General features: G+C 72.3%; 11 protein-coding genes. 7 read left to right on the top strand and 4 right to left on the bottom strand.

What is annotated here, in order from left to right; all coding sequences use genetic code 11:
* Positions 1 to 85 precede the first annotated feature (85 nt).
* From Q0A33_RS12230 to Q0A33_RS12220, 3 genes are read right to left on the bottom strand one after another with little or no spacing between them, the layout of a single operon-like run.
* The gene (locus Q0A33_RS12230) at positions 86 to 1348 is read right to left on the bottom strand and encodes a DUF4350 domain-containing protein (RefSeq protein ID WP_291797029.1); all 1263 of its coding nucleotides are present in this window, start codon (positions 1346 to 1348) and stop codon (positions 86 to 88) included.
* Entirely contained in the window at positions 1345 to 2064 is a 720-nt protein-coding gene (locus tag Q0A33_RS12225; protein ID WP_291797026.1) for a DUF4129 domain-containing protein, read from the bottom strand. Before Q0A33_RS12225 ends, Q0A33_RS12230 begins: the two co-directional genes overlap by 4 nt.
* Positions 2061 to 3137, bottom strand: coding sequence for a hypothetical protein (locus tag Q0A33_RS12220; RefSeq protein ID WP_291797023.1), 1077 nt, complete (start codon positions 3135 to 3137; stop codon positions 2061 to 2063). The genes Q0A33_RS12225 and Q0A33_RS12220 overlap by 4 nt, the downstream gene beginning before the upstream one ends.
* Positions 3138 to 3306: 169 nt before the next feature.
* Here Q0A33_RS12220 and mtrA point away from each other — a divergent pair, with 169 nt between their 5' ends.
* The 7 genes from mtrA (at position 3307) to secA (ending at position 13323) form a co-directional block, all read left to right on the top strand.
* A complete protein-coding gene (mtrA, locus tag Q0A33_RS12215) occupies positions 3307 to 3987 on the top strand; it encodes an MtrAB system response regulator MtrA (RefSeq protein WP_291797020.1) in 681 nt (226 codons plus the stop codon).
* A 13-nt stretch (positions 3988 to 4000) separates the two neighbouring features.
* On the top strand, positions 4001 to 5839 hold the full coding sequence (gene mtrB / locus Q0A33_RS12210) for an MtrAB system histidine kinase MtrB (protein ID WP_291797017.1): 1839 nt from the start codon (positions 4001 to 4003) through the stop codon (positions 5837 to 5839).
* The gene (locus Q0A33_RS12205; protein ID WP_291797014.1) at positions 5829 to 7565 is read left to right on the top strand and encodes an LpqB family beta-propeller domain-containing protein; all 1737 of its coding nucleotides are present in this window, start codon (positions 5829 to 5831) and stop codon (positions 7563 to 7565) included. Before mtrB ends, Q0A33_RS12205 begins: the two co-directional genes overlap by 11 nt.
* Before the next feature lie 115 nt (positions 7566 to 7680).
* Positions 7681 to 8478, top strand: coding sequence for a phosphoribosyltransferase family protein (locus Q0A33_RS12200; RefSeq protein WP_291797011.1), 798 nt, complete (start codon positions 7681 to 7683; stop codon positions 8476 to 8478).
* A gap of 153 nt (positions 8479 to 8631) precedes the next feature.
* Entirely contained in the window at positions 8632 to 9294 is a 663-nt protein-coding gene (raiA, locus tag Q0A33_RS12195) for a ribosome-associated translation inhibitor RaiA (protein WP_291797008.1), read from the top strand.
* Between the two features lie 48 nt (positions 9295 to 9342).
* Entirely contained in the window at positions 9343 to 10593 is a 1251-nt protein-coding gene (locus Q0A33_RS12190) for a crosslink repair DNA glycosylase YcaQ family protein (RefSeq protein WP_291797004.1), read from the top strand.
* Between the two features lie 9 nt (positions 10594 to 10602).
* On the top strand, positions 10603 to 13323 hold the full coding sequence (gene secA, locus Q0A33_RS12185; protein WP_291797001.1) for a preprotein translocase subunit SecA: 2721 nt from the start codon (positions 10603 to 10605) through the stop codon (positions 13321 to 13323).
* Positions 13324 to 13362: 39 nt separating this feature from the next.
* On the opposite strand, the gene Q0A33_RS12180 is transcribed toward secA, so the two are convergent.
* The coding region (locus Q0A33_RS12180) for an Rv3235 family protein (RefSeq protein ID WP_291796997.1) at positions 13363 to 13631 on the bottom strand (269 nt) is incomplete at its 5' end.

Here is a 13631-nt window from a genome sequence, read left to right as displayed (position 1 = left end):
GTCCGGCCGTGCCGGCCGGCCTCGGGTGGAGGCGCGAAGCGGGAGTTCTGCGGTGCCGGGTGCGGCTGCTGCGGGGGAGGATTCGTCATAGGAGGTCGACCTCTCTCTCGATCGAAGTGATGTCGGCGGACAGACGGACGAACGTCGCATCGTCCCCGGCGGGCTGGGTGAGCAGGACTGCCTCGGTCCACGCCGGATCCAGGCCGGCGGCGGCCGCCGCCCGGGCACAGACCTCGGTGGCCGGAGTCTCCGGCCCCAGCGCGAGCCGCCTGCCCAGGCGCACGAGCGCGGCGGCCCGCAGATCCCTGAGCGCGGTCTCCCGGTCCTGTGCGCGCTGGAGCAGCGCGCTGCGGCCCAGCACCGTCTCCGCGGCGGGCACCACCACGGGCAGCGGCTCCACGGCAAGCGGGCCCAGACGCCGCCCGTACACCAGCATCGCCACGAGGGCGACCGGCAGCAGCCAGAGGACCGCCCCCACCGCCCAGTCCGGGAAGAGCCCCATGAGGGGGATCGGGAGCTGCTCGTCGTCGGCACGGGGCTGGTCGCCGCTGTCCGGGTAGTAGTACGTGAGCTCCCCGTCCCCGGCGACGGCACCGGCCACGAGGGACATGTGGCCCTCGTCCGCGAGCGTCTCGTTGCTCAGCCACTCCTCTGCGCCCAGCACCGTGAGCGTCGACGCGCCGCGGTCCTCGACGGCGTAGAGGCCGTGGGGGACGGAGGCCTCGTCGATCGCGCCGGTGCCCGTGCCGGGATAGCAGAACTCCACGTCCTCCGGTTCCGGAGAGGTCGAGTAGTAGTCCGCACCCGCCGCCCGGGAGGACACCGCCCCGGCGGTCTGCGCCTCGGGCACCTCGCACTCCGGAGCACGCCGGGTGTCCGGGGAGACCTCGCCCAGGTAGTCGGTCTCGAGGGCGTCCGTCCAGTCGGAGACCGTCAGGTCAGGGGCGATGAGCACCACGTCCGTCCCGGCCTCGTCCGCTGCCGCCATGAGTTCGCCGGGAATCTCCGGGTCCAGCACGTCACCGGCCGCATAGACGAGGAGCGTCCCGCCGCCCGCGGCCGCCTCACGGGCCTCGGCCAGCGACTCCGTGGTCGTGACCTCACGGCCCTGGGTGCGCAGCACCTCCGTGAAGGCGCGCCCGCCGTCCGGCTGCGTGGAGTCGTAGTGGAGGGGCCGCACGGCCTCCCTGCCCTGCATGAGCACCATGACGATGGCGGCGAGCAGGACGACCACGGCGGCGACCACCCACAGGGCGGCGGAGCGGAGGACGCCTCCGGCACGGGCGCGGAGGCCCGCGGAGCTGCCGCGCACGGTCCCCCGGACGGCGACGTCGATGCCGGCGCTCACGCCCTCACCTCCCGCGCGCGGTCCTGCACGGCGGCGTCGAGCGCACGGGCGCGGTCGTAGGCCTCGGGTCCGGTGGCGGTGCCGGAGAAGGTGACGGTGTCGAAGAGGCCGCCCAGCTCCGCGAACGCGGAGGCGGCGGGAGGCACCGCGCTGCCCGCCGCCTCGGCGAGCTCGTGGGCGGTCGAGGAGCGGTCGATCGCGATCCTGCCCGCACGGGACTGCTCCGCGAACACGGCCCGGACGAGGTCCTGGACCGCGCGGCGCCAGTCGCGCGCGGCCGCCGCCTCCGCGGAGGTCCTGCGCAGGACCTCGGGGTCCATCTCCGCATCGAAGACCGGGGCGGACTCCGGCTTCCGGTCCAGGGGGACGCCCGCCGCGCGTCGGGTGAACCAGACGATGCCCACCACGAGGGCCGCGACGGCGAGGATGACGACGACGATGAGCGCGGGGTGCTCGATCCGGGTCACGCCGTCGAGCAGATCGGCGAAGAACTCGGAGATCGCCCTGCCGATCCGTTCGAGCAGGGTCGTCTCGGCCTCGTGGTAGCGGGTCTTGGAGAGCTCCTCCTCCGCCCAGCGCCGGCCCTCCTCCCGGCTGGGCTGGGACAGGAGGTCCGCCTGGGTGAGCAGATCAAGCCGGCCGGCCGGTCCCTGCGGGGCGAATGATCCCTGCGGGATGAACGATCCCTGCGCGGTGAGCAGCGCTGCGGCGCTCATGCGGCCTCCTCCGCCCGGCGCAGCAGGACGAGGTCATAGCCCTCCAGCCGCATCCTCCGGTCGAAGTAGACGCAGGAGACCGTGCCGCAGAGGTAGGCGAAGAGCAGTGCGCCCGAGGCCATCGCGAAGGCCGCCATCGCCACTCCGAGGCCGCCGAACAGCACGGCGGCGAGGGTGAGCGTCAGCCCGCCGCCCACGCCCAGGAAGATCGACAGGGCGAGCAGGGCCACGAGCAGGATCGTGAGGACGGGCGACATGATGAGGCTCACGACCTGGGAGGAGAGGAAGTAGGCGAGCACCAGCTGTCCCAGCGTCTTCCAGAAGCTGCCGCGGGTGAGTGCCCAGGAGCGGCGCAGCGCCTCCCGCACTCCGGTCCGCTCCACGGCGAGCACGGAGCCCGCCAGGGCGAAGCGGGCGAACGCGGCGGCGGTGACCGGCAGCCAGGCGAGGAACCCGAGCGTGCCCAGGACCATCCCGGCCGCCGGCGAGACGAGGAGGAGCAGGAGGCCGGGCAGCATGAGGACGAGCAGCGCGCCCACGTGCGCGCCCATGCACAGGAGCGTGAGGCCGATCAGTCGCAGGCGCACGCCGGCGAGCCGCCGCCAGACCTCGCGCAGGCTCATGCGTGCGGTGCCGAACGCGGAGTCGCCGGCGACCGCGGAGAAGCCGCTGAGCAGCTGGCCCACGGAGAGGGAGGCGAGCGAGCCCGCCGTGGCGCCCGTCTGCAGGAGGATGTTGAGGCCCAGCCCCGCATCCGGGGAGGAGAAGAGGGTGCGCATGAGGAAGCCCGCGCTGCCCACGGCCACGGCGGTGATCGCGAGCGCCACGAGGAGCGCGGTGAGCGTCTGGACGATGAGGGCGATGCCGAAGGTGGAGCCGGGGGCGAAGCGGAGGAGGCGGAAGCCGCCGTCGAGCGTCTCGAAGAAGGTGAGCGGGCGCTTGGGCATGGTCCCCGGCTGCGGGGGCGGCCGCCAGGCCCCCGTCCGCCGGCCCGCTCCCGGCGTGCGGGCGCGCAGAGTGCCGGTCCGCCAGTCGACCTGGGCGTTCCAATCTGCGTGCTGCGAGGACGTCACGCCTCCCATCCTGCCAGGTCGGCCCCGGTCGGCACACCTGACGGTGCGGCGCGGACCGCCCGGCGGCGCGGCGGCGGGCGCTGCGGCCCGGTCGCCCTCGGCCGGCACACCCGGCACGGTGCGGCGGGTCGTGCGTGCGCTCGTGCCGGGGTTTGGGACAATGGCCGGTATGAATGCACGGATTCTCGTCGTCGACGACGACACAGCACTCGCGGAGATGATCGGCATCGTCCTCAAGAGCGAAGGGTTCGACCCGGAGTTCTGCGCCACGGGGGACGGTGCGCTCGAGGCCTTCCGCACGACTCGCCCGGACCTGGTCCTGCTCGACCTCATGCTCCCGGGCAAGGACGGGCTGGAGGTCTGCCGGGAGATCCGTGCGGAGTCCGGCACGCCCATCATCATGCTCACCGCCAAGTCGGACACGGTGGACGTGGTGTCCGGGCTGGAGGCCGGGGCGGACGACTACGTGCCCAAGCCGTTCAAGCCCAAGGAGCTCATCGCGCGGGTGCGCGCGCGCCTGCGGCTCTTCGAGCCCACCACTCCGGAGATGCTCCAGGTCGCGGACGTCTCGATCGACGTCGCGGGCCACCAGGTGACGCGCGGCGGCGCACCCATCTCGCTCACGCCGCTGGAGTTCGACCTGCTCGTGGCGCTCGCCCGGAAGCCGTGGCAGGTGTTCTCCCGCGAGACGCTGCTCGAGGAGGTGTGGGGCTACCGGCACGCTGCGGACACCCGCCTGGTCAACGTCCACGTCCAGCGTCTGCGCTCCAAGATCGAGAAGGATCCCGAGAACCCCGAGATCGTCGTGACGGTGCGCGGCGTGGGCTACAAGGCCGGACAGAGCGCGTGAGGCCCCGTCCCGCATGAGCCGCACTCCTGCGCTCGCCTTCGCCTTCCGCAGCGTGTGGCAGGGGCTCGCTCGCGGGGCGCGGGGGTTCGTCTCCCTCTTCTTGCGTTCGCTTCAGGTCCGCGTCGTCCTCCTCACCATGGTGCTCACGGCCGTCGCGCTGTTCGGCGTGGGCTCGTACATGACCCAGGTCATCGCCCGCGGGCTCTTCCAGTCCAAGCTGGACTCGCTGTCGTCGCAGACCAACGGCTACACCGGGCAGCTCGAGTCGCTCGCCGCGGACGCGGATCTGGACGAGGCGCTCGGCGTACAGCTGCGCAGCATGTACTCGCGCTCGCCCACACCGCTGCGCGCCATCAGCCTGGTGCCCCGTGATCCCGCCGGCGCAGGCGAGCCCATCGTGGTGACGGACAAGCGCGCGGACACCCCGGAGGTCGCCGAGCTGCCGGAGGAGTTCCTCCGCACCGTCGCCGATTCCCCGACCGGTCAGCAGGCGTACCGCTCGCTGAGCTTCACCGGTGACGGCTCCGCCCCCGGCGTCGTCGTGGCACAGCCCGTGGTGGTGCCCGGTGCGGGACAGTTCGAGCTCTACCTCGTCGCGGACCTCGAGGAGGAGCAGTCGATCCTCGACTTCGTCACGCGTGCCGTGGGCGTGGCGGGCGTGGTCCTCGTCGTCCTCGTGGGCGCGGTGGGCCTGCTGGTCTCGCGGCTCGTCGTCACCCCCATCCGCACCGGCTCGGAAGTGGCCCGGCAGATCGCCGACGGCGATCTCGACCGCCGCATGCCGGTCGCCGGGCGCGACGAGATCTCGCACCTGGCGGAGAGCTTCAACGACATGGCGGACACCCTGCAGGACCAGATCACCCGCATGGAACGCCTGTCCGTCCTCCAGCGGCAGTTCGTCTCCGATGTCTCGCACGAACTGCGCACACCGCTCACCACGATCCACATCGCCTCGGACATGCTCTACGAGTCCCGCGACGACTTCGACGAGACCACCCGGCGCAGCGCGGAGCTGCTGCGCTCACAGGTGGATCGCTTCGAGGCGCTGCTCGGGGACCTGCTGGAGATCTCCCGGTACGACGCGGGCGCGGCGGAGCTCGTGCCGCACCCGCACGATCTGGGCGAGATCGTCGCCGGCGTCGTGGAGACCGTGAGCGTCGTCGCGGACCAGGCCGGCACCCGCATCCGGGTGCACGCCCCGGCCACGCCGGTGATGGCGGAGGCGGACCGCGTCCGCGTCACCCGCATCCTCCGCAACCTCGTGGTGAATGCGGTGGAGCACGGAGAGAGCCGTCCCATCGACGTGTACCTCGCCTCCAACGCCGAGGCCGCCGCCGTCTCCGTCCGCGACCACGGGGTGGGCATGAGCCGGGAGGCCGTGGAGCACGTCTTCGACCGCTTCTGGCGGGCCGACCCCTCCCGCAAGCGCACCCTGGGAGGCTCCGGACTGGGACTGGCGATCGCGCTCGAGGACGCACATCTGCACGGCGGCTGGCTGCAGGCCTGGGGAGAGCCGGGGGAGGGCTCCTGCTTCCGCCTCACGATCCCGCGCCGCCACGGGCAGGCCATCTCCTCCTCGCCCCTGCCGCTGCCGCCGGCGGACGCCAAGCGCGGGCAGGCTCTGGTGGCGGGTCCCACCAGCTCGGACGGCTCCGTCCGCATCCAGACCGGGAGCATCCCCATCGTCGTGGAGAGCGGACCGGAGAGCGCGGACGCCTCCGCGGACGGTGCGCCCCGGGAGCGCACGGGGCACACTGGAGGGGACGCGGAGGGCAGTGCGCCGCCCGGCGGTGCGGACGCCGTGCGGCCCGGCGCGGTGCGAGGGGACGGAGGTGCCGACGATGCGGACTGAGCCACCGGTGCGCGGGCGGTCGCGCGGCCGCCTGCGGGCGCTGGCCTCGGGCGTGGCCGTCGCATGCCTGCTGCTCTCCGGCTGTGCCTCGATCCCCGTCGACGGGGAGACCGGGACCATCGAGGTCGAGGAGCCGGTCGACGGGCTCGGCTCGGAGTTCGAGCCGGACGGTCCCGCCGAGGGCGCGGAGGCCCACGACATCGTCCGCGGCTTCCTCGCCGCCGGCGCGGGCTACGCGGACGACTTCGCGGTGGCCCGCTCGTTCCTCACGGAGGACTTCGCGAAGGAGTGGGATCCGCAGGCGGGCGTGACGGTGATGCCCGCGGACACGAGCTTCGACTCCCTCATCCCCAACGTCACCTCGGACAGCCGGGACGTCCGGCTGCGCCTGCCCGTGGACGCCATGCTCAACTCCCAGCACGTCTACCGGGAGCAGCGGCCGGACACCGAGGCGGAGTGGGAGTTCTCCCTCCGGCAGGTCAACGGGGAGTGGCGCATCTCCGACGCACCCCAGGGGCTCGTGCTCACCCACGCCTCGTTCGCAGCGGTCTTCGACTCGTATCCGCTCTACTTCTACACGGACGGCTACGACCATCTGGTCCCGGACACCCGCTGGTTCATCCGGTCCACCTCCACGGCGACGGAGGTCGTCTCCGCCCTGCTGGCAGGCCCCGCGGACCACCTCCGCGGCGCCGTGACCTCGGCCGTCCCGGACGGCACGCATCTGGACCCCCGCTCCGTGACCGTGGAGGGAGGGATCGCGCAGGTGGCCCTCGACGCCTCCGTCCAGGGCCTCGACGGGGAGGACGAGGGTCGCCTCGTCAACCAGATCGCGGCGACCCTGCGCGGACTCTCCTCGACCAACTCCGTCTCCGTCACCTCCCCGGCGGGGGAGCTGTCCGCGCAGGGCACGGAGATGCCGCCGGTGGGCGTGCAGACGGACCAGCGGCCGGTCGTCGTCTCCGGCGGTGTACTGGCCCGGCTCACGGATGCGCGGGTGGAGCCGGTGGCGGGCCTGCCGGAGCCGGCGCCGGGGGTGAACGAGCCGGCGGTGTCCTTCGACGAGAAGACCTACGCCTACCTCGCCCGCGGGGACACGGAGCTGCACCGGATCGTGCCGGAGTCCGGGGACGAGGGCGTGGTGCTCAGCGACGCGCAGGGGCTCGTGGCCCCCAGCTTCGACCGCTTCGGCAACATCTGGACGAGCACGCGCAGCAACGACGGCGGAGTGAGCGTCCTGCGGCCCTCCGGGGATCTCGTCGAGGTCCCGGCACAGTGGCTGGCGGGACGGGACGTCGTCACGCTGGCCGTCTCCCGCGACGGCACGCAGCTGGCGGTCGTCTCCGCGGAGGACGACGGGGGCCGGCGGATCGACGTGATCGGCATCCTCCGCAACGACGACGGCGTGCCCACGGGCCTCACCGGGGAGACGCCGCTGCGGGTGGGCGCCGGCTTCACGGACGTCGTCGACTTCTCCTGGGCGGGTGCCGCCCAGCTGGCGGTGCTGGGCTCGCTCGACGGCGAGCCCGCCCAGCCGTACTCCGTCGGGGTGAGCGGGCCCAGCCGGGAGCTGGGCGAGGTCGAAGGGGGCGTCTCCATCACCGCCAGCTCCGATTCGCCCTCCATCAGGATCACGACCGAGGCCGGGGAGCTGTACTCGTACGGCTCCGACAGCTGGCAGAAGCTCGTGGACATCGTCGCCTTCGACCCGGCCTACCCGGGCTGAGTCCGCGAGGCACGGGTGTGGCATGGGAGCGTACGGGGAGCGGTCGTCGTCGGAACGGGCCGGGCGTGCCGATGGATCCGGTGGGCGGCTGACAGAGCGGGAGCGGTCACCGGCGATGGGGGCCGGGCGTGCTGATGGATCCGGTGGGCTGCGGGCGTTCGGCTCCGAGGCGCTCGACCTGCTCCTGCCGCGCAGCTGCGCCGGATGCGGAGCGGAGACCGTCAGCATGTGCGGCGCCTGTCTGAGCCACCTCAGCCCGGAGCCGCGCACCGTTCTCCCGCGCTACGGGCTGCTGCCCGTGACGGGGGCGCGTGCGTACACGGGCCCGCTGCGCCACGCGATGGTGGCGCTCAAGGAGCGCCGCCGCCGTGATCTGCTCCCCGTCCTCGAACTCCTCCTGGCGGCGGCCCTGGGGGCCGCGGTCGAGGCCTCCGGCCACCGCGGCGGGACGGTGGCGGCGGTGCCGGTGCCCAGCTCGCCCGCGGCGGTGCGTGCGCGTGGCACGGACCTGGTCGCCGCCCTCACCCGGCGCGCGGTCGCGGTCCTCGCGGAGGACGGGCTGGACATCACGGTCGCCGCGCCCCTGCGCACGCGCGGTCACCGTGACCAGGTGGGATCCGGCGCGAAGCAGCGCAGGCGCAACGTGGCGGGGACGCACACGGTGGGCACGGACGCGGCGGCGCGCTCGGCACTGCAGTGCGTGCGGCGGGCACGGACGGTGGTGCTGGTGGACGACGTCCTCACGACGGGTGCCACCCTCGCGGAGGCGGCGCGCGCCCTGACCGCGGCGGGCGTCCCGGCACACCGGTGCGCCGTGCTCGCGCTCACCGGGGACGGCTCCGGGGATCTGCCCGCACCCTCGTCTCCCGAGGGCGGAACCGGCACAGACATCTCTGACACTACACGCTTCTGAACTGCACAGATGCACCCACGTCGCATGTCGGGACGCTGTGCGACACCGGGTGCGGGAGGCTTACGCACGGGGCGGAAAATGGTGTTCAATGGGGTGTACCCATCAGACGGTGGGTACGGAGCGATCCGTCAAGCGAGTCGCCAAGGAGACATCATGGATGTCGTAGTCAAGGGCCGCAATCAGGCCGTTTCCGACAGCTTCCGCGCGCACGTGGAGGACAAGGTCTCGAAGGTCGAGCAGCTCTCCCCCCGGGCTCAGGCCGTCGAGGTCCAGGTCAAGCACGAGAACTCACGCAACCCGGAGATCGAGGAGCGCGTGGAGATCACCGTCTTCGCCAAGGGCCCGGTGCTGCGGGCCGAGGCCGCCGCTGACGACAAGTACGCTGCGCTGGATCTCGCCTGGGCCAAGCTCCTCGAGCGGCTGCGCAGGGCCAAGGACCGGAGCAAGGTCGCCCGGTCCGGCCACCGCCGCAAGAGCTCGACCGCAGAGGCGCTCGCGCACATGGAGGTCGTCGACCCGCTGGTCCCGTCCGACGGCGGCGTGGGCGGTGCCGCCTCGGACGAGGACGACGCGAACGCGGCCAAGACGAACGGCAGGATCCAGGCGGAGGGCGACTCCCCGGTGGTGCTGCGTGAGAAGAAGTTCCCGGCCCAGCCGATCGGCATCGAGGAGGCGCTCAACCGGATGGAGATGGTGGGCCACGACTTCTACCTCTTCATCGACGAGGAGACGGAGCACCCGTCCGTGGTCTACCGGCGCAAGGGCTGGAGCTACGGCGTCATCGCCCTCGACGGCGCGGCTGCGGCCGAGGGCTGAGTGAGCAGGTCCGGGCCCGTCCGGATGAGACCGGAGGCGGCGAGGCGTATGGCGCTCGCCGCCTCCGGTCTGGCGCGTGCGAGGCCCCAGCGGCCCGACGCCGGGCATCTGCGTCGCACCTTCTCCCGGCTGGGCGTCGTCCAGGTCGACTCCGTGCAGGCGGTCACGCGCTCGCACTACCTCCCCTTCTTCTCCCGGCTGGGCCCGTACCCGCGGGAGACCCTCGACCGTCTCCTGTGGGAGGAGCCGCGGATGGGCGTGGAGTACTGGGCCCACGAGGCTGCGTACACCGCGCCGGAGACGGTGGGGCTCTTCCACCGGCGGCGCGCGGAGTGGTACGTGCACGACTACGGGCAGCGCGATCCCCGCACCGGCGCGGCCTTCGCCGCGCTCATGGAGCAGATCTGTGCGGAGCTGGCGGCCGGTCCCGGCTCCGCCCGGGAGCTCTCCGCGCGCGTGCCGCACAGCCTGCCGGAGCGTGCCCGGGACCACTGGGGCTGGAACCCCTCCCGGGTGAAGTCCGCGCTCGAGGCCCTGCTGCGCTCCGGTCGTGCGGCCTGCGCCGGACGGAACGCGCAGTTCGAGCGCATCTACGCCCTCCCGCAGCACGTCCACCCCGCGCTGCCGCAGCCGCCGGCGTGCTGGGGCCCGGAGGAGGACCCGGAGCTGGGGCTGAGACCGGACGCGGGGAGGATCCCGCGGGGCGTGAGCGGCGAGGCCGACGACGCGCTCGCGCTCGTCCGCCTCGCCGCACCCGCGCTGGGCCTCGGCACCGTGGACTGCTTCGCGGACTACTTCCGGCTGCCGAGGGCCGCGACGGCGGAGGCCGTGCGCACGCTGGCGGGGACCGGCGAGCTCGTCGAGGTCGACGTCGACGGCACCCGCGCCTGGCGCTGGCACTCCGCGGTGGCTCCGCGCACTGCGGAGGGCAGCGCCCTGCTCGCCCCGTTCGATCCCCTCGTCTTCAACCGGCGCAGGCTGAGCTGGCTGTTCGGCTTCGACTACCGGATCGAGATCTACACGCCGGCGGAGCGGCGGCGCTACGGCTACTACGTCATGCCGTTCCTCCACGACGGCCGGATCCGGGCGCGCGTGGACGTGCGTGCCCGCCGCGGCGAGGGGGTGCTCGTCGCGGGTGTGCACATGGAGCCGGGCGAGGACTGCTGGGCGGCCGTGGAGGAGGAACTCGGCGAACTCGCAGGGTGGCTGGGGCTGGGCGAGGTCGTCATCGGGCGGAACAGGCCGATATGCTTGGACGCTGGACCACAGGCGAGGACCGTGCGCCGAGAGCGCGGGTGAAGGAGAATCGTGGCGAATCTGCTCGAGAAGCTGTTGAGGACCGGAGAGGGCCGCACTCTCAAGCGGCTGCGGAACTACACGACGGCGATCAACAACCTCGCAGAGGAGTTCGAGGCCCTCTCCGACACCGAGCTCCGGGAGGAGACGGACCGCTTCCGGACGCGCCACGAGGACGGCGAGACGCTCGAGCAGCTCCTGCCGGAGGCATTCGCCGCCGTCCGCGAGGCCTCCTCCCGCACCCTGGGGCTGCGCCACTTCGACGTCCAGCTCATGGGCGGTGCCGCACTCCACCTCGGCAACATCGCGGAGATGCGCACCGGTGAGGGCAAGACCCTCGTGGCCACCGCACCGGCCTATCTCAACGCGCTCTCCGGCAAGGGCGTCCACATCGTCACGGTCAACGACTACCTCGCCGGGTACCAGTCCGAGCTCATGGGCCGCGTCTTCCGCTTCCTGGGCATGGAGACCGGGTGCATCAAGGCGCAGATGAGCAGCGAGCTGCGGCGGAAGCAGTACGCCGCGGACATCACCTACGGGACCAACAACGAGTTCGGCTTCGACTACCTCCGTGACAACATGGCCTGGTCCGTCGACGAGATGGTGCAGCGGGGCCACAACTTCGCGATCGTCGACGAGGTCGACTCGATCCTCATCGACGAGGCGCGCACGCCGCTCATCATCTCCGGTCCGGCCGAGGGCGGCGTGGACCGCTGGTACGCCGAGTTCGCCCGCGTGGTCACCCGTCTGCGCCCGGACCGCGACTACGAGGTCGACGAGAAGAAGCGAACGGTGGGCATCCTCGAGGCCGGCATCGACAAGGTCGAGGACTACCTGGGGATCGGCAACCTCTACGACACGGACAACACCCCCCTCATCAGCTTCCTCAACAACGCGATCCGCGCCAAGGAGCTGTTCAAGCGGGACAAGGACTACGTGGTGCTGGGCGGCGAGGTGCTCATCGTCGACGAGCACACCGGCCGCGTGCTCCGCGGCCGCCGCTACAACGAGGGCCTCCACCAGTCAATCGAGGCGAAGGAGGGGGTGGAGATCAAGGCGGAGAACCAGACGCTCGCCACGATCACCCTCCAGAACTACTTCCGCCTCTACGACACCCTCTCCGGCATGACCGGCACGGCGGAGACCGAGGCCGCGGAGTTCATGTCGACGTACAAGCTCGGCGTCGTGCCGATCCCCACCAACAAGCCGCCGCAGCGCCTCGACCAGTCCGATGTGGTCTACAAGCACGAGCAGGCGAAGTTCGCGGCGATCGTCGACGACATCGCCGACCGCCACGAGGCCGGCCAGCCCGTCCTCATCGGCACCACGAACGTGGAGAAGAGCGAGCTGCTGTCGAAGATGCTCGCCAAGCGCGGGGTGCGCCACGAGGTCCTCAACGCGAAGAACCATGCGCGCGAGGCCTCGATCATCGCCCTCGCCGGCCGCAAGGGCTCGGTCACCGTCGCGACCAACATGGCCGGCCGCGGCACGGACATCATGCTGGGCGGGAACGCGGAGTTCCTCGCCGTGGCCAGGATGGAGGAGCTGGGGCTGGACTCCCGGGAGGACCCGGAGGCGTACGAGGCGAAGTGGCCGGAGGTGCTCGCGGAGGTCGAGAGGACCGTGGACGCGGAGGCCGAGGAGGTCCGCGAGCTGGGCGGCCTCTACGTGCTCGGCACGGAGCGGCACGAGTCCCGGCGCATCGACAACCAGCTCAAGGGCCGTTCCGGCCGCCAGGGCGACCCCGGCGAGAGCCGCTTCTACCTGTCGCTCACCGACGACCTCATGCGGCTGTTCGGCTCCGGCGCGGCAGAGCGCATCATGTCCGTGGCGAACGTCCCGGACGACGTCCCGCTCGAGGCCAAGATGGTCTCCCGCGCCATCCAGTCCGCACAGAGCCAGGTGGAGTCGCGCAACGCCGAACAGCGCAAGAACGTCCTCAAGTACGACGACGTGCTCAACCGCCAGCGCACCGTCATCTACGCCGAGCGCAGGCGCGTCCTGGAGGGCGCGGACCTCGAGGAGCAGATCTCCGGCTTCCGCCGCGACGTGGTGGGCGCCTATGTGGAGGGCGCCACCAAGGGTCCGCCGGAGACCTGGGACCTCGACGCCCTGTTCGAGGCGCTGAGCCGTCTCTACACGCCGTCGTTCACGGCGGAGGAGCTCGCCGAGGACACGGGCGGGAAGGGCGGCCTCACGAGGGCCGGGGTGCTCGCGGAGATCCTGGAGGACATGGAGCTGTTCTACGGCCGCCGCGAGGAGGAGCTGGGCGAGGAGGCGACCCGCGAGATGGAGCGCCGGGTGACGCTCTCCGTCATCGACCGGAAGTGGCGCGAGCACCTCTACGAGATGGACTACCTCAAGAACGGGATCGGTCTGCGCGCGATGGCCCAGCGCGATCCGCTCGTGGAGTACCAGCGTGAGGGCTTCGAGATGTTCACCGCGATGCAGGAGGGCATCCGCGAGGACGTCGTCCGTCTCACGAACACCCTCGAGGTCAAGGTTCGCAGGCAGGGCGAGGCCGCGGACGGCTCCGGTGCGAAGCTGGCCGCCGCGGCGGCGGACGCCTCCGGGGGCGGCGTGACGGTGGAGGCCGAGGAGCTGGCCCCGCGCACACCGCGCCTGCAGCTGAGCGCTCCCAGCGACGGCGGAGGCGTGCAGGTGCGCAGCGAGGACGAGGCTCCCGCGGCGGAGCCGAAGAACCGCGCGCAGCGCAGGAAGCGCAGGAGCTGAGCTCCCTCTCCGCCGCGCACGCCGCCGGCAGCGGCCGGCTCAGACGCTCACGAACTCCGTGAGCCTCCACCGCGCCCGTGTCCGCTCGAACCTCATGGCGAGCGCACGGGCGCGTCTGCGTGTGCGGACGACGACGCTGGCCTCGACGACGGTGCCCGAGACCGGGCTGAGCCGGTGGCCGCCGGCTGCGGCCACCGTGTCCGGACGGACGCCGGTGTGACGGCTGAGGGAGGCGCGCACGGCGGCGTGCGTGCGGATGCGCTCGCAGAGCTCCGGCGTGACCCAGCGTTCGACGGAGTGCACGGGTC

The sequence above is a fragment of the Brevibacterium sp. genome (assembly GCF_022712115.1).
In the GTDB taxonomy this organism is placed as follows: domain Bacteria; phylum Actinomycetota; class Actinomycetes; order Actinomycetales; family Brevibacteriaceae; genus Brevibacterium; species Brevibacterium salitolerans.
Note: the sequence above shows the minus strand (reverse complement) of the source record. Positions and strands in the feature narration are given on the sequence as shown.